General features: G+C 49.0%; 13 protein-coding genes and 1 pseudogene. 2 read left to right on the top strand and 12 right to left on the bottom strand.

Going from position 1 to position 16,289, the window contains the following annotated elements; translation table 11 throughout:
* Positions 1–75 precede the first annotated feature (75 nt).
* Positions 76–741, top strand: a complete 666-nt coding sequence (locus tag DW922_RS04055; protein ID WP_195714996.1) for a hypothetical protein — start codon at positions 76–78, stop codon at positions 739–741.
* A 93-nt stretch (positions 742–834) separates the two neighbouring features.
* On the opposite strand, the gene DW922_RS04050 is transcribed toward DW922_RS04055, so the two are convergent.
* The 6 genes and pseudogenes from DW922_RS04050 to DW922_RS04025 all read right to left on the bottom strand — a co-directional run bounded on the left by DW922_RS04050 (position 835) and on the right by DW922_RS04025 (position 8,583).
* A complete protein-coding gene (locus DW922_RS04050; RefSeq protein ID WP_118725878.1) occupies positions 835–1,527 on the bottom strand; it encodes a GntR family transcriptional regulator in 693 nt (230 codons plus the stop codon).
* Positions 1,528–1,670: 143 nt separating this feature from the next.
* Positions 1,671–3,098, bottom strand: a pseudogene (locus tag DW922_RS04045) (amino acid permease).
* Positions 3,099–3,355: 257 nt separating this feature from the next.
* Entirely contained in the window at positions 3,356–5,278 is a 1,923-nt protein-coding gene (locus DW922_RS04040; RefSeq protein ID WP_118725877.1) for a fructose-specific PTS transporter subunit EIIC, read from the bottom strand.
* 12 nt (positions 5,279–5,290) lie between these two features.
* Positions 5,291–6,202, bottom strand: coding sequence for a 1-phosphofructokinase (gene pfkB, locus DW922_RS04035; RefSeq protein WP_118725876.1), 912 nt, complete (start codon positions 6,200–6,202; stop codon positions 5,291–5,293).
* 186 nt (positions 6,203–6,388) lie between these two features.
* Entirely contained in the window at positions 6,389–7,261 is an 873-nt protein-coding gene (locus DW922_RS04030; RefSeq protein ID WP_118725907.1) for a MurR/RpiR family transcriptional regulator, read from the bottom strand.
* 149 nt (positions 7,262–7,410) lie between these two features.
* Entirely contained in the window at positions 7,411–8,583 is a 1,173-nt protein-coding gene (locus DW922_RS04025; protein ID WP_118725875.1) for an isocitrate/isopropylmalate family dehydrogenase, read from the bottom strand.
* A 215-nt stretch (positions 8,584–8,798) separates the two neighbouring features.
* Here DW922_RS04025 and DW922_RS04020 point away from each other — a divergent pair, with 215 nt between their 5' ends.
* Positions 8,799–9,719 (top strand): LysR family transcriptional regulator, encoded by a 921-nt coding sequence (locus DW922_RS04020; RefSeq protein ID WP_195714995.1) that lies wholly within the window; start codon positions 8,799–8,801, stop codon positions 9,717–9,719.
* An 86-nt stretch (positions 9,720–9,805) separates the two neighbouring features.
* Here DW922_RS04020 and DW922_RS04015 read toward each other — a convergent pair whose 3' ends face one another.
* From DW922_RS04015 to DW922_RS03990, 6 genes are all read right to left on the bottom strand, one after another.
* The gene (locus DW922_RS04015) at positions 9,806–10,051 is read right to left on the bottom strand and encodes a LysR family transcriptional regulator (protein WP_118719619.1); all 246 of its coding nucleotides are present in this window, start codon (positions 10,049–10,051) and stop codon (positions 9,806–9,808) included.
* A 50-nt stretch (positions 10,052–10,101) separates the two neighbouring features.
* The gene (locus tag DW922_RS04010) at positions 10,102–11,592 is read right to left on the bottom strand and encodes a C69 family dipeptidase (protein WP_118725873.1); all 1,491 of its coding nucleotides are present in this window, start codon (positions 11,590–11,592) and stop codon (positions 10,102–10,104) included.
* A 119-nt stretch (positions 11,593–11,711) separates the two neighbouring features.
* On the bottom strand, positions 11,712–12,626 hold the full coding sequence (locus DW922_RS04005; protein WP_118725872.1) for an alpha/beta hydrolase: 915 nt from the start codon (positions 12,624–12,626) through the stop codon (positions 11,712–11,714).
* Positions 12,627–12,674: 48 nt separating this feature from the next.
* Positions 12,675–13,241 carry a 2-hydroxycarboxylate transporter family protein gene (locus tag DW922_RS04000; protein WP_279221153.1) on the bottom strand — a complete coding sequence of 189 codons (567 nt, stop codon included), beginning with the start codon at positions 13,239–13,241 and terminating at the stop codon, positions 12,675–12,677.
* A 5-nt stretch (positions 13,242–13,246) separates the two neighbouring features.
* Positions 13,247–15,202 (bottom strand): aconitate hydratase, encoded by a 1,956-nt coding sequence (locus tag DW922_RS03995; RefSeq protein ID WP_118725870.1) that lies wholly within the window; start codon positions 15,200–15,202, stop codon positions 13,247–13,249.
* Positions 15,203–15,314: 112 nt separating this feature from the next.
* The gene (locus tag DW922_RS03990) at positions 15,315–16,253 is read right to left on the bottom strand and encodes a LysR family transcriptional regulator (RefSeq protein ID WP_118725869.1); all 939 of its coding nucleotides are present in this window, start codon (positions 16,251–16,253) and stop codon (positions 15,315–15,317) included.
* Between the last annotated feature and the right edge of the window lie 36 nt (positions 16,254–16,289).

The raw sequence follows: 16,289 nt of genomic DNA, 5'->3' as shown, positions 1-16,289 counted from the left end.
AATACTTGACCTTGGAACGGTTCCATGGTTTATAATAGAAACAAAAAAATTTTACATAAACGGAGGATTTCAGAGATGAGAAAGAATCACAAGATAAAAGCAGCACTCTTTGCAGGACTTGCAGGAACCATGCTGTTTGGAAGCTGCATGACCGCCTATGCAGCCGGAGTGACCAAAGCTAACGGAAAGCTTTACTACTATCAGGCAGACGGTTCCCTGGCCAACGGCCTGATCCACGACACCGCTTCCGACAAATATTACTATGCGCTCTCCGATGGCAGCCTTGTAACAGGCTGGCTCCATCTGGATCAGGATTACTATTATATGAGCGATGATGGTTCCCTGTGGACCGGCTGGAGAACTATCTCCGGCTCTCGCTACTACTTCTATCCGGAATCCGGCAAATGCGCACTGAACGTGGCTATGCCAATCGGAGACAGCTGGTACTTATTCGGAACCGACGGCAAGATGCAGACCGGTTTCCAGAATGTCAATGGAAACACCTACTACTTTGATCCGTCTACCGGTGTCATGTATGCAGGAACCACCCGCACCATCAACGGTATTTCCTACACCTTCAATGCAAACGGAACCTGTACCACCCATGTGGATACCGCAAACTCCTTCACCATTGGCGATGAGGCAAATAATCAGAACAAAAAACCAAACAGCCAGACCACGCAGGAAACCAGAACCGAAGGCGGTTCCCGTGTTGTAACTGCCGGTTCCAGCAGATATTAGATTCCGATAGCAAAAAAAGGAACATCAACGGGCATATCCCGATGACGTTCCTTTTTTATCTTTCTTTTTTATACAGTCCGGTATCTGTTTCTGTCACGCACTTTCCTGTGTGTCTGCAGTTGTCTCCTGGCCATCTTGTTCTTTCATTTTGCCGATCAGTTTTTTCAGCCCGAACAGGTAATGATCCAGGATCGCCGAAACTATTTCTTCCAGATTTCCGCCCTGGCAGACCTTTAGAAGCTTCTCATGAATCCGGTACTGAATCCCGGTCACATCATTCCGGTTTACAAACAGATTGTAACCGATCACGATATTCCCATAGCTCAAATCTTCCCAGGCTTTTTTCAGCCGCTGAAACGACACCAAATCCATAATCTGTTCATGAAAGCGGTTATCCAGCTCAAACACTTCCCGATAAGCGCTGCAGTCCAGCTGCATCATCTGCTCCAGGATCTGCCGCATCCGCATCAGCGTCTCTTCTGGAAAGGGACTTCCATACAGCTTCACCGCCATCATCTCATAATTTGCCCGCATATAGTAAATTTCATAGATATCTTCCGGTCCGATCTGGCGTACCGAACAGCCGGCATTGCGGGCATATTCTATAAGACCTTCCTCTTCCATCTGGCGCAGGGCCTCACGCACCGGTCCGCGGCTGACACCAAATTCCGAAGCCAGCTCCTGTTCTACAATTCTTTCTCCCGGAACAAGCTCCCCCCGCAGGATCTTCATTCTAATCTCGTCCAGCACGTTTTCTCTTAATGTCCGATAATCCAGTCTGCCCATAATTTTCCTTGCTTTCCGCATTTTCCTTTGTGTCTACGCCGTCATATTGTTTGTGTCATTGTACCACAACGCGTTAAACAAGTAAAGTGGAATTCATACGTTTTTCACGTCTGAAATTCCACCTTATCTGCTAAAGCAATATGTTATTTTTCTGCCTGCTCACGCTTTGCGATCTGAGGAAGGATCAGACCCAGAGCCGTCAGGATTACCGGAGTGATGACATTCAACGCAAAGGTAAACGGATTCTTATCATACATACCAAGGAGACAGCTGGCCGCAGTTACAAAGAAGCACCAGCCGCCAAAGAACTTGGCTACTGCCTGGTTCTTTACGAAACGATACTCCGCTGGAATGCGGTCGATTGCTCCCCGCAGGGCAATGTAGGCCACAAACACCCAAAGATAACGCATCGGCATACAGACAGAGTTTAGCTTGGTCAGCTGGCGAAGCACCGCTGCAGCACCCGGAACAAAGGACTGTACCAGGATAATGGCACCGGAAAGGACAACTACCATCTTGATACCATTGCTGTGAACACCATACTGATTGGTTTTCTTCAGTGCGGATGGGATAAACTGCTGGGTATTCTCGTTCTCAAGAAGCATACGGAGCGGTGCGTCGATGCTTAATACGAGAACAGCAAACTGGCTGACCACATTGCACAGTGCGTAAATGATCAGGAATGTATCCCCGACATGATAATACTGTCCAAGCTTCTGGAAGGCCCAGTAGGAACCGTTTGCTGCATAGTTGTTGAAGCTTTCCTCGCTGGCATTGATGACAGCAGGATCAAACATGCGGGACATCGCAAGGGTGCCGAGGATCGCGCAGATGACAACCATTCCGGCCAGGGCGATCATGCCCTTCGGGAAGCCCTTGCTCGGATTCTCAACCTTGTTTACATACGGTGAGATCTTTTCACATCCGCCCACGGCAAATACTAGGATAGAGATAGATGTCACATATCCTAAATTAAACTGCGGGATAAGTCCTTTCATGGAAAAGTCCGCATGTGTATACTCCGCAGCCGGGTTGATAGCCGGAGCTGCCAGCATCATGAAGATATAGAGCAGGGACATTACAAAGGTCGTGGTACCTGCCAGGGTAAGCATTTTCTTAAGCGGATTTAAACCTCTGCTGGCTACATAGCAGCCGATGAGGAATACCACGAGGGTTGCGATCTGTACCATATGCGTCGGCAGGGTATCGTATGTCTAGGCATTGCGGAACACCGCCCAGCTTAACGCCTTTAAACCGCCGCTGGATTTACTTGCAATGTAGGTGATGTGGCATGCCCAGTAGGTCCAGCCTGCATAGTAGGCAAGCTTTGCATTTGTGGTCTCATGGAGCCAGCCGCTGACACCGCCTCCGGTCTTCTTAAAAGCAGATCCAAGTTCTCCCACCATAAGGGCATACGGAATAAAATACAGTGCAAACATCAAAAGCCAGCTGAAAATAACCTGGACACCGTTGAAATAAACAAATCCGTTTACGATGTTCCCAAAACCCCATACAGTCGAGAATGCCATAAGAGCAAGCGTACCCCATGTAATCTTGTTTTTGTCTGACATGATTCTTCTCCTTTTCATATTTATTCAATCTATTTTATCGTTTTATTTCGGAATTGTAAATAGTTAATTGTCGATTGTTGACAATTTATGTGAGACAATGAAACGTTATCTGTCTTATAAGGATCATATTTTTAGTTTTTACACCAAAAAAGAGCCTGACCATTTCTCCCCTGGGCCAGGCTCTTCTCTTTCTTTTGTTCTGTTTTTTTATCTGCAAATACTCCCTATATTTCCAGACCAGGAGGCTTCCTGCTCTCCTATGACGCCGCGTCCTTCTTTAAAAATCCCAGGATCACACAGCCCACTGCGGAACCGACAGCCACCGCCGCCAGATACATAAGCGGATTGCCGATCGTCGGCAGGACAAACATGCCGCCGTGCGGTGCCCTGAGCGTACATCCGAATGCCATGGACAGACCTCCTGCCACTGCTGCTCCGATCGCACAGGACGGAATCACACGAAGCGGATCCTGAGCTGCGAACGGAATGGCACCCTCTGTAATGAAGGAAAGTCCCATCACGTAGTTTACAATGCCGGACTGGCGTTCTTTCTCGGTAAATTTCTTCTTGAAAAAGGTGGTGCACAGGGCAATGGCGATCGGAGGAACCATACCGCCTGCCATAACAGAGGCCATCACCTCAAAGTTGCCCTCTGCCAGCTGTGCCGTTCCAAATACATAGGCTGCCTTGTTGAACGGACCGCCCATATCGATGGACATCATGCCGCCGAGCAGCATTCCGAGCAGAATACGGCTGGTACCACTCATTCCGTTTAAGAAGGCAGTAAGCGCATCATTGATCATGCCCATATATGGGTTGATAAAGGTGGTCACCACTGCTGCCAGGAAAATACCGATAACCGGATACAGAAGGACCGGCTTAATGCCCTCTAAGGATTTCGGCAGCTTTGAGAACAGCTTTCTTAAACCGAGCACCAGATAACCGCCTGCAAAGCCTGCAAACAATGCTCCTAAAAATCCGGCGTTCACATCGCCGCCTGCCGGGTTTGCGAATGTGCATCCCATCTTCGCGATCAGGCCAGCCACCAGGCCGACTGCAAGGCCAGGACGGTCTGCGATGCTCATGGCAATGAAACCGGCAAGGATCGGAAGCATCATACCGAAGGCCTGCTCACCGATGGTCTTTAAGTATGCTGCAAGCGGTGTATTCTTACCAAAGTTGGAAGGATCAATCGAATAATCATCGAGCAGGAAGGCCAGCGCGATCAGGATTCCGCCGCCGATCACGAACGGAAGCATATGAGATACGCCATTCATCAGGTGCTTATAAATCGTACGTCCGATGCTGTCCTTTCCCTCATCAGAAGTGCTGCTTTCGCCGCCATCCTCCTGATGGTGGTAAACCGGAACACTGCCGCTTACCGCGCGGTTGATCAGCTCCTCTGCCTTATGAATGCCATCTGCGACCGGGACCTGGATCACAGATTTTCCGTTGAAACGCGCCATGCCGACATTCTTGTCCGCGGCCACGATGATAGCCTCAGCAGAGTCGATCTCGGCCTTTGTCAGCACGTTCTGGGCACCACCGGATCCGTCAGTCTCCACCTTAATGGAAACGCCAAGCTTCTTTGCCATATTTTCCAGGCTCTCTGCAGCCATATAGGTGTGAGCAATGCCGGTCGGACAGGCGGTAACTGCCAGAACACGATAACCTGCAGCTTTCTTTTTTTCGTCGTTTTCTTTCTTTTCCTCTGCACCAAATTTTGCGGTCTCCGCATCATCAATCACCTTTAAAAAGGCCTCCTTGGATTCCGCCTTTAACAGTCCTTCCATGAAGTCCGGATTCATCAGCAGTGTGGAAAGTCTGGAAAGTGCTTCCAAATGCACATCCGCGCCCTCCGCCGGTGCCGCGATCATAAACAGGATATTTGCCAAAGAACCGTCAAACGCCTCATAATCAACACCTGCCGGCACCACCATAGCTGCCAGTCCAGGCTCCTTTACTGCCTCCACCTTGGCATGCGGAATTGCAATGCCGCCGCCAATGCCGGTACTGCCAAGTGCTTCTCTTGCAAGGATTCCTTCCTTATATCCGGCCTTGTCCTTCAGCCGTCCTCCGGCCGCCATGAGATCTACCAGCTTGTCAATCGCTTCTTCTTTTGTGGATACAGATACATTCAGTCCAATACTTTCCTGCTTCAGCAATTCTGTAATTCGCATCTTTTTCTCCCCCTATTTTTTATTCAGCTGCGTGAACAGTTCCATGATTTTTTCCCGGCTGCCGATTCCATGCGAAAAGGCAGTCGCTCCTCCGCTGGCCGTGCCAAGCTTTAAGGCATAACCATAATCTCCTGTTTTCAGGTATCCTGCCAGAAAACCGGCTACCATGGAATCCCCTGCTCCTACGGAATTTACTACAGTTCCGCGGCAGACACCCTCTCTGTAAACAGCTCCGTCTTCTGTCAGGAGCACTGCCCCGTCCCCGGCCATAGACACCAGAACATTGCGGGCGCCTAATGCCTGCAGCTCTTTTGCACCTTCCAGGACTTCTTCTTTTGTGGAAAGTGTTCTGCCAAGCATTGCCTCCAGCTCATGGTTATTCGGCTTGATCAGAAACGGATGAAGCGGAAGCACCTCCATCAGAAGCGCTTTCTCCGCATCCACCACGATCTGAATGCCGCGGCCCTGAAGACGTTCCATGATCTCCTTGTAAATGCTGCTGCGGATACTGGACGGGATACTTCCGGAAAGCACCAGAATATCTCCGGCTTTCAGCTCGTTCAGCTGTTCGAACAAAAGCTCCACATTCGTTCCGGTGATGTCCGGCCCCATGCCGTTGATCTCGGTCTCCTCATCTGATTTCATCTTCACATTGATGCGTGACAGACCTTCCTTTACGCGGATAAAGTCAGAATGAAAACCGGCTTTCTGACATCGCCTCACAATCTCCTCTCCGGTAAATCCGGCTACAAACCCAAGAGCTGTACTCTCATAGCCCAGGTTTGCAAGCAGCGCTGAAACATTAATGCCCTTCCCTCCGCAGACCATGGTTTCTTCCTTTGTCCGGTTGATCTGGCCCGGTGCAAAATGATCCACAGCGATCACATAGTCCAGAGCCGGATTAAAGGTTACTGTGTAAATCATATGTCATCTCTCCTTAGTTTTAAGAAAATATATTTCTTATCGTTGAATCAATCATAATATGATTTTTAATTTTCGTCAATAGTGTTTTTTGTGAAACTCATTTTCACGCCAATTTTCAGCATTTAACACAAAAAGATGGTCTCCATATACAGGAATACCATCTTTCTTTTGTGTAATATATCTATGCTATTCTTTCCGTTTTTCCATCTGTTTATCCGCAGAAATTGCTTTTTCATGCCGGCGCACATGACCGGCTGCCGTCGGCATGCCTGCCATCAGGAGAAGATACAGAATTTCCATGACTGCCGTAGCCGCAACACGGGAAAACCAGAACTCCTCGGTAAAGAGCTTTTCCCGGGTGGCCGTGATGATGCGGTAGTCTGCCATCTTTGCCAGCGGAGACTCCGGGTTGTTGGTGATCAGAATGACCGCAGCACCATTTTCTTTCGCGCCTTGCGCAAGAATCTGCAGACGGTTGGAGGTACCAGAGTTGGAAATGATAAGCACCACATCCTCCGGCCCCAGATTAAACGCATAAGCCGTCTGTGCTTCCCAGATTGTTTCTGCCACTGCCGTAATTCCAAGCTGGCTGAATTTGAACGCTCCGTCCAGCGCCACCGGGAGCGTGTTACCCACCGCTGCCAGCTGTACAAGCCGTGCATGCTCCAGCTTTTGTAAAATTGCTTCCAGATTGTCTGTGTCCATCATCCGGACTGTTTCGGTCAGTTCCGCCACCTTATTCGCCAGAATGTTCTTTAACGACTGGTCCAGATCATGACGGTCAATCTCATTGGTGACCTCCTGTTCCCGGTGTGCCTCCTCCAGAAGTTCCCGGGTCAGCGCCAGTTTTAGATCCTGGAATCCCTTAAACCCACAGCGGCGGCAGAACCGGGACACCGTAGCGTCGCTGGTCTGGCTGGCCCTGGCCAGCTCTCCCACCGTCATTCCGGCTGCCTCTGCCTTATGCTCGATCAGAAAATCTGCAATCTTCTTCTCTGCCTCAAAAAAGCTGTCATAAGCCGAACAGATCACAGAGGTTGCATTTCGTGCTTCATTCATTCCATCCACTTCCAATTTCATGTAAATTTGTTTCTTATCTAATACTATAACACAGGCCGTAGAAAAAAGGAACGAAAAATAACGCAGAAAACCTGCCGAAAAAAATCGGCAGGCTTTCTTAAGAAGGGATAGGAACACGAAGACTCGAATTATTTGATCTTATCGATGGTCTCTAACAGGTAATCGGTAAACTCTGCTGCGCTTGCGCCATCCACATCGGTGGTAACCACCTTCTTACGCTCGGTAATGGTGCAGATATCCAGAGCCTTGTCCAGGACTGCCTTGCGGTCAGCATAACCGATGTGAGCCATCAGCATGCCAGCTGCACGGATCAGGGAACACGGATCTGCGTAATCGCCTCTGCCATGGTTGATCAGGAACGGAGCAGTTCCATGGATTGCCTCAAACATCGCATACTTGTTGCCCAGGTTGGAGGAAGAAGCGGTTCCCAGACCTCCCTGATGCTCTGCAGCTACATCGGTTACGATATCGCCATACAGGTTCGGCAGAACCACAACCTCGATGCCCTTGTTGAACTCCGGATCCAGCATCTTTGCACACATTGCATCAACCAGACGCTCCTGGATCTCGATTTCCGGATATTCCTCACCAACCTTGCGGACAGCCTTGATAAAGTTGCCGTCAGCCAGCTTTACAATGTTTGCCTTGGTTACGATGGTCACATTCTTCTTGCCGTTCTTTCTTGCAAATTCGAAGGCAGCTCTTGCAATGCGCTCGCTTCCCTGTTTGGTCTGTACCTTAAAGTCAACCGCCAGGTCATCATTGACCTGAATGCCCTTGTTGCCCCAGATGTACTCACCCTCAATGTTCTCGCGGAAGAAGGTCCAGTCAATGTTCTTGTCCGGAATCTTAATCGGACGGACTGCTGCGAACAGCTCGAGGCCACGGCGCAGCAGGCTGTTTGCGGATACCAGGTTCGGCCACGGCTCGCCGGCACGCGGGGTAACCATAGGTCCTTTGATGAGGACGTTGCATTTTTTGATCTCTTCGAATACATCATCCGGAAGGCTCTGCAGCTTTGCGGCACGGTTCTCAATGGTCATGCCCTCAATCTCGCGGATCTCAATACGGCCGCTTGCGATTTCCGGTGCCAGCAGATCATTTAATACGCGAAGTGCCTGCTTCATGATGATCGGACCAATGCCATCGCCCGGGAGTACACCAATCACGATCTTCTTAAGCTTATCGAAGTCGGTCACCTCGTTATCTGCTTTCATACGCTCAATGCGCTCAAACTCGGACTGGATCAGCTCCCCGAATTTTTCCTGTGCAGCTTTTACGTTCTCTACATTCTTCTCCATGATTTTCCCTCCATGAATGCTCGTTGTTTGTTATGGCTTTATCTTAACATGGAGTTATTCATAGGTAAAATACATAAATCAGCATATCTCATATAGGAATTTTGCATGATGTGTGGTAAACTAAACTACAGAAATATACAAACTATAGCATGACCATACACTGCTGTCGCACCATATGCCAGCCATATCATCCCAGAATATCCGGAGGTTTCTCCATGACACAAAACGAACTGCTCTATATGCTTACCATTGCAGAACACAGAACTATCACAAGAGCTGCACAGGAGCTCTTTATCTCCCAGCCATCTCTCAGCGAATCTTTAAATAAAGTCGAGCAGGAATTTGACACCCGGATCTTTTCGCGTACCCAGGAAGGCCTGGTTCCTACTGCATTCGGAGAGCATTATCTGAAAACTGCAAGAAATATCCTGGACCGATACAGGAAGCTGGAAACCGATCTGGAGGAATACCGCCAGCTGCGTAAGGGAAGCCTGACTTTTGGCATTCCATTCAATCTTGGCGCCTATCTTCTGCCCAGGATCCTTCCTGCTTTCCAGCAGATTTATCCGGACATTACCGTACAGTTTAAAGAAAACAACTCCACGGAACTGGACAAACTGATGCTGTCCGGAAAACTCGATTTTTCTGTCATGCACTACGAAACACCCAATGAAGCCATCCACTATGATCTGTTAGCCGAAGATGACTTCTATCTGGTCATGCCGCTTACGCTTGCCCATAAATACCAATTTCCAGACTACCGCACTTTAAGCATCTACGATCTGAAAGCGTTGGAACAAGAACCTTTCCTCATGGTAGCAAGCAGACAAAAGCTGCGGCAGGTAGCAGACTCGATTCTGTCCCAGCTCTCCATCAAACCCAATATCCGCTATACCACAAAAAATATGGAAACAGCCAAACGCCTGGCTGCTGCCGGTATGGGGATCACCTTTCTCCCGCATTCTTATTTGAATCTTTTTTCCGGTGTTGAAAACCTCGCCTGCTATCCACTGGATCCGTCATTAAACGCATCCTGGAAGCTGGTCATCGGCTACCCAGACGGACGCCCGCTTTCCCGGTGTGCAAAAGAATTTATCCGTTTTCTAAAAGAAAAAATCCAGCCAGACGAAGTGTAATACTTCGCCGATTGGATTTTTTTACAGATATCGGCTTTTCAATCATTTGATGAACTGCTGCCACCATCTATTTTTGCTATATCATCCTATTTTTCTTTTAACTCATCATACATGGAAAGAATCTCTCCCGCCGCCTGAAGGTACAATTCTCCCTCCTGCGTCGGCCGCAGCCCCTCTGGAGTCCGCTTAAAAAGGATAATATCCATATCTTCCTCCACACGGTGCACCGCACGACTTAAGGAAGAAGGATTCTTCCGAAGCAGAACCGCTGCTTTTTGGATACTTCCTGCCTCCGCGATGCATTTCATATAGCGAAGTTCTTTCTCATTCATACACTTTTCCCCAATTCGATCCTGCACTCCAAACAAGATTTCTTTGCACACTAGTTATCCGATCTGGAAAAAGCATTCTTCATCTGACTGCTCAATTCAAACAGAACCTTATCCAGGGTATCTGCCGTCTTTTTCTTTAACATCTGTGCGATCTCACGGTTTGCATCTTCCCGCAGGATCCGGCGTTCTTGTGCATCCTCAGTCTGCTCCATCAGCGCATCGTACTTATGCAGAATTGCATACGCATCCGACTGAACCGCCAGCTGGTAACGCTCCACATGGACAATGGATTTTCCGTAGGAAGCATCGGTCATGGCTGCGATCAGGCGGCTGTTCCAGTAAAAGTTATCAGTAGAAACTTCTTTGGTCGTATTGGCAAGATACTCCGGTGTCTCCGAAACACGTGCATAAAACGGCACCAGTACATTGAATGCGTTTGAGGCAAAGGCCAGCCACTGGATTACAGCCGCATCCTCCGGCTGATCCGGGCGCATCTGGATCACAGCCACAAAGTCATTTCGATTAATGCCAACCGCACGGTATTTGCCGCGCTCCGAAAGATCTCCGCTATGGACATACGGATCATACCGTGTGCCCTGATAATGGGTGGAAAGCACGTATTTAACATCCTCCACGGTCAGCTTTTTCTCCGGCACCAGGCTCCATGGGATATCATCCGACTCTGGGCCATACTCGGCATCTACCCCATCCCAGGTAAAGGTATGTGGATTCAGGCAGCGCTCAATGTACCATGCGCGCGGCGTATTATAAACATGATCGGAATCCGTATGGCTTCCAAATGCATCGCGCGGGCAAAAGATACTTTCCTCATCTAGTCTCAGGTCCAGATGATTTTTTGCAATAAATTCTCTCAAATCCGCAGAGCAAAGATGTTCCTTTTTCGCACCAAACGCATCTTCCAGATCAAATTCATCCATACCAAACTGATTCGGCATCACCACATACCGATCATCCGGAACTTTCTTTGCGATCCAGTGATGCCCTCCAATGGTCTCCAGCCACCAGATCTCATCCTGATCCTGGAATGCAATGCCATTCTTCTCATAGGTTCCGTAGGTCTCCAGAAGACTTCCCAGGCGAAGCACACCTTCCCTAGCACTGTTGATGTAAGGAAGCACCAGATATACAATATCTTCCTCACCGATGCCGCCCGGCACTTCCTCTTTCCCGTCCTCCGCAGGCTGGTATTCCACCAGAGGATCTGCGCCAAGCACCCGGGGATTGGACGTGATGGTCTCAGTGGCAGTCATAGCCACGTTCTTTTCATTTACGCCGCTGGCCGCCCAGATCCCCTTTCCCTTCACCGCGTTCGGCACTGCCGTAAACTGGTACGGATGATCCGGAAGTTCCACTTCCACATGGGACAATACTGAGCAATAGCTACGCTTCTGGTCCTCCGGATGGATCACCACAAATTTTTTCGGGGTGAAATGACCGGATCCGGAATCATCGTTCCGGGCGATCATGGTAGAACCATCATAAGATGCCTGTTTTCCTACAAGAATTGTTGTACAAGCCATGTTTATATCCTCCCTTGACGTCAATTTTTCTATGTAACAATCTTACCGCAGGATACAGAAAAAAACAATGAAAAGACCCGGATAAATCATTTCTGACTTACCAGGGTCCATCGTTAAATTTAATTTTCTGATTTCATTGCAGCAAGCGCATGTAAAATCATGTATTCCGCCTGCTCATATTCCCCTTTTCTCTGCACCGTAAATCCGTGATTGCTGTGGAAAAATCTTCTTGCATAAACCGGAACTCCTTCCTTTAAAAGGCGTCCCGCAAATACCTCTGTTTCATCACAGAACACATCATTATCACAATAGATTAAAACTGTAGGAGGCATTTTCTGAATCTGCGCATCCGTTGCAAATGCAGGGCTGCAGTATACCTCATGGACATCTTCTGGATTCACATACATCTTATTATAAAAATCAGACTTCCATGCCGGAATGCGTGAGTTACTGTCCCCATTACGCTTTTCGATCGCAGGAGTTGCCATATCCAGACCAGGATAATCCAGAATCTGTAAAGACGGAACGAATGCTCCTTTGTCAATCGCCATCAAAACACTAGCAAGCGTCAAGTTTCCACCGGCACTGTGTCCTCCCATAGCAATCCAATTCCGGTCAATATGCAGTTCTTCTGCATGTTCCGCAAAATACTGAAGCACCTCATAACATGCATAAACCTGACCAGGATAACGCATCGCTGGAGACGGAATATAATCAATGTCTGCTATGATACATCCGCTTCTGCTTCCAAAGTTTCTGCAGAACACGATATCCTGATCTCTCCGTCCTTTGATAAACCCACCGCCGTGGACATTAATAAACAGCGCACTTTTCTTTGTTTCCGGCTGATCCTGATACATATGTACCAGAGTCTTTCCGACCGAAGTTTCAATTTCCATATTCCATTCTTTTCTTACATGAAACTGGTTCAATGCTTCCTGACCGAGCGTTTTCCCCGCACCAGAATTGATGATTTCTTCCGCTAGCTTCTGTTCTTCCTGCGATACGTTTAATTCTTTCCATATCTGACTCATTGTTACCCTCCACCTTTCTGCAACTCCAATACCTGATTTTCTTCTGTTTTACAGGAAGAATGAGAAGAAAAATGATGCAATGATCAGCACGATTCCACCGCCTACACGGCTGGAAAGCTGTGCGTAGCTGATCAGATCCAGTCTGTGTGCTGCACCGAGTACTGCGATATCGCCTGATCCACCGCGGTTTGCCATGCAAAGACCGGCTGTAACTGCTGCATCAATCGGATAAAATCCAACCAGTTTGCCAACCAGGGCACTGCCAAGGATGGCTCCTAATACGACTACAAATGCAATCAGCAGATTGGCCGGACTGCAGGCAGATGCCAGCTCTGCCAGGTCAAAATCCACACCCATGCTAACCATGCACATCAGACCAACAACCGATACCATAAAGCCCTGCATATTTTTGGCAGCTGCACGGATATTCGCTGGTACAATGCCAAGTGATGCTAAAATTACCACAAAGATAATGCTGTACGCAAATGTATGGATCTGTGCACCAAGAACAGTCGGAAGAAGCACCTTACTGAATAAACGGCCAACCGCATAAATCGTACCACATAAAAGCAATGCCCCTGTATAATCGACCCGGTCATTTTCTGTTAACGACAGAATTTTTATTTTCTTCCCAGCTGCTTCTTCAGATACCGCAGCTGTCCGCCGCAGGAAATCACCTCTAGCTCACTGTCAGAAAGCTCCAGACGCGCCTTGAATGTCACACCCTTTGTATTGTTGCGCACTTCCACCTCTTTCGTCTGCATCTGCTCTAACAGTCCGTTGATTTCCAGTTCGTCTCCCTGCTCGATCTTGTCGTAATCTGCCGGATCCTCAAAGATCATCGGGATAATGCCATGATTGATCAAGTTGCCCTTGTGGATACGCGCAATGCTCTTTGCGATCACGGCACGTACGCCTAAGTACATCGGGTTGATGGCTGCGTGTTCGCGGGAAGATCCCTGACCATAGTTCTCGCCGCCGATGATGATGCTCTGTCCCATCTCTTTTGCCCTTGCCGCAAACTCTGGATCATAGCGGTGATAACAGTACTGGCTCATAAGCGGGATGTTGGAACGCATGCTGGAGAACTCGGCGCTGGCCGGGGTAATATCATCGGTTGTGATGTTATCCACGGTCTTTAAGCTGACCGGAACACATAGATGCTCAGTTGGCTGCTCCGGGACCGGAAGAAATTTGATGTTCGGCCCTTTTACCACTTCAACTTTCTTTGCCTCTTCCTCCGGAAGCGGTTTGATGATCATGGAATCATCGACCGGATAGACTTCCGGCTCATGAATCTCTGCCAGTTTTGCGACATCTTCGCCCAGAATATCTTCTGCGGTTGCAAAGGTTCCAAGAATGGCAGTTGCTGCCGCACTCTCCGGACTTACCAGATAAATCTCCGCAGTCGGGTTACCGGCGCGTCCCTTGAAGTTCCGGTTGGAGGTTCGCACAGCCACGCCCTTGGTAGCCGGTGACTGGCCGATTGCACAGCACGGGCCGCAGGCGGTCTCCAGGATCCGCACACCGGCATCGATCAGCATCTCCAGATATCCGTCACGCAGCAGCTGCTTATAAACCTGTTTGGAAGAAACCGCGCAAGTGCAGCTCACATCCTCATTGACATGTCTGCCCTGTAATACCAGCGCAACTTTCGCGATATCGGAATAACTTGCATTCGTACAGCTTCCGATGAATACCTGCTGTACTTTTTTCTTCTCCGCATCCTTTAACGGCATCACATTATCTGGCTGATGCGGGCAAGCGATCAGCGGTTCCAGCTCATCCAGGTTGAGCTCCATCTCGCCATCGTATTCGGCATCTGCATCCGGAATCATCTCCACATACTGGTCTTCCCGGCCCTGTGCCCTCATAAATTTGCGCACCTGCTCATCTGCCGGGAAAATGGAAGTGGTCGCGCCCATCTCCGCGCCCATGTTCGTGATAGTCGCACGCTCTGCAACCTCCAAACCTGCAGCACCCTCTCCTACATACTCAAATACTTTTCCAAGGCCGCCCTTGATGCCAACCCGGCGAAGCATCTCCAAGATAATCTCCTTGGCGTTGCAGCCCGGTTTTAAGTGGCCTTTTAAATTAACCTTGATGATCTGCGGCATTTTCAGACGCATCGGAACACCGGTCATTGCCGTTGCCACGTCCATACCACCCACGCCGATGCACAGCATGCCGATGGAACCACCGTGCGGTGTATGGCTGTCACCACCCATGCTCAGCTTGCCCGGAACACCAAATCTCGCTACATGTACCGCATGGCAGATTCCGTTGCCCGGTCTGGAAACATGCACACCATAACGCTTTGCCACAGACTGCAGATAAATGTGGTCATCCGGCGTCTTGTTATCCAGATATAACAGGTTGTGGTCCAGATAGCTCACGCTGGTCTCCACCTGCGTCCGGTCCAGACCAATGGCCTCAAACGCCAGATACGTCATCACCGCATTGATGTCATGTGTCAAAGTCTGATCCACCTTTACATAGATCTCATCGCCCGGATTCATGGCAGACGGCTTTGCCAGATGACTCTCCAGGATTTTTCTTGTCAGATTCTTTCCCATGAAAAAAGTACCCTCCTTAAATGACTCTGGTTACTGTTCATACAACCGCAAACAGTAACTGATTCTCAACTTCTGAGTTCATTATAAGTGGGTACTGATTATAAGTAAAATTTCATTTTGCAAATGAAGCCCATAGCTTTTTCTTATGAGCCTGCATGGTCTCCCGTGCGATGTCCAGAAGTGCCTGTTCCACTTCCCCGATATAGCAGCCTTCCCGGTACAATACCATGACCGGCCACTGAACCGGTGTAACGGAAAGATGATAAACCTCCGCCTCCATGCCACCTTCCATCAGTTCCAGTGTAATCTCCGGAATGATTGCCACGCCAAGCCCCTGGGCAGCCAGACGGTAGGACAGCATATTGCTATGCGATTCAAAAAAGATATTCGGTTTTTTCTCTGCATGCGCGTACAGGACATCCACGCTGGAACGCAACGCATGGCCCTTTTTTAACGTGATGAGCGGCAATTTTGCCACCTCACGCCAGTTCACCACCTTCCTTTCCCGGTCCAGAAAGCAGTTTTCGGAAAGATAGCCTTGCGCAGCCACTAAAACCAGTTCTTCCTGCACAATTTCCACCTGCACCACGTCTTTGATCGGATTCCAGTACGGAAGAAACACAAAATCCACATTACCTGCTTTCAAGTCCGCGATCAGCTGGTTTCCTGGACCCGTAGAAACCTCTACATCAATGCCTGGATAACGGTCCTTTAACGGTTTTAAAATGAGCGGCAGCATATACACGATCCGTTCACTCGGAAACCCGATCCGCAGACGACCTGTCATATGATGGGTGATATCCCGAAGTTCCCGGTTCATCTCATCCATCTGTCCCAGGATCACGTTCGCGCGTTTTACATACTGTTCCCCTGCATAGATCAGCTTCAGCGGATTCGTAGAGCGGTCAAACAGCTTCACTCCCAGATCCTCCTCTACCTTACTGATGTAATTGCTGAGTGCCGGCTGGCTGATGAAAAGCTTCGCCGCCGCTTTCGTAAAGCTTCCGCATTCCGCCACCTGGTTTACGTAGGTGAATTGTCTCAGTTCCATGGAAATCCTCCATTTTTCTTAAAAAATCTTTCTTGT

It is taken from the genome of Clostridium sp. AM42-4 (assembly GCF_003480105.1).
Lineage (GTDB): Bacteria > Bacillota > Clostridia > Lachnospirales > Lachnospiraceae > Brotaphodocola.
The sequence above is the reverse complement of the archived record's forward strand: the minus strand, read 5'-3'. Positions and strand labels throughout refer to the sequence as shown.

What these genes read in the sequence shown, in the direction of transcription:
- DW922_RS04055 (WP_195714996.1), top strand. Translation starts at nt 76, where the DNA reads ATGAGAAAGAATCACAAGATAAAAGCAGCACTCTTTGCAGGACTTGCA.
- DW922_RS04050 (WP_118725878.1), bottom strand. Translation starts at nt 1,527, where the DNA reads ATGGGCAGACTGGATTATCGGACATTAAGAGAAAACGTGCTGGACGAG.
- DW922_RS04040 (WP_118725877.1), bottom strand. Translation starts at nt 5,278, where the DNA reads ATGCGAATTACAGAATTGCTGAAGCAGGAAAGTATTGGACTGAATGTA.
- pfkB (WP_118725876.1), bottom strand. Translation starts at nt 6,202, where the DNA reads ATGATTTACACAGTAACCTTTAATCCGGCTCTGGACTATGTGATCGCT.
- DW922_RS04030 (WP_118725907.1), bottom strand. Translation starts at nt 7,261, where the DNA reads ATGAATGAAGCACGAAATGCAACCTCTGTGATCTGTTCGGCTTATGAC.
- DW922_RS04025 (WP_118725875.1), bottom strand. Translation starts at nt 8,583, where the DNA reads ATGGAGAAGAATGTAGAGAACGTAAAAGCTGCACAGGAAAAATTCGGG.
- DW922_RS04020 (WP_195714995.1), top strand. Translation starts at nt 8,799, where the DNA reads ATGACACAAAACGAACTGCTCTATATGCTTACCATTGCAGAACACAGA.
- DW922_RS04015 (WP_118719619.1), bottom strand. Translation starts at nt 10,051, where the DNA reads ATGAATGAGAAAGAACTTCGCTATATGAAATGCATCGCGGAGGCAGGA.
- DW922_RS04010 (WP_118725873.1), bottom strand. Translation starts at nt 11,592, where the DNA reads ATGGCTTGTACAACAATTCTTGTAGGAAAACAGGCATCTTATGATGGT.
- DW922_RS04005 (WP_118725872.1), bottom strand. Translation starts at nt 12,626, where the DNA reads ATGAGTCAGATATGGAAAGAATTAAACGTATCGCAGGAAGAACAGAAG.
- DW922_RS03995 (WP_118725870.1), bottom strand. Translation starts at nt 15,202, where the DNA reads ATGGGAAAGAATCTGACAAGAAAAATCCTGGAGAGTCATCTGGCAAAG.
- DW922_RS03990 (WP_118725869.1), bottom strand. Translation starts at nt 16,253, where the DNA reads ATGGAACTGAGACAATTCACCTACGTAAACCAGGTGGCGGAATGCGGA.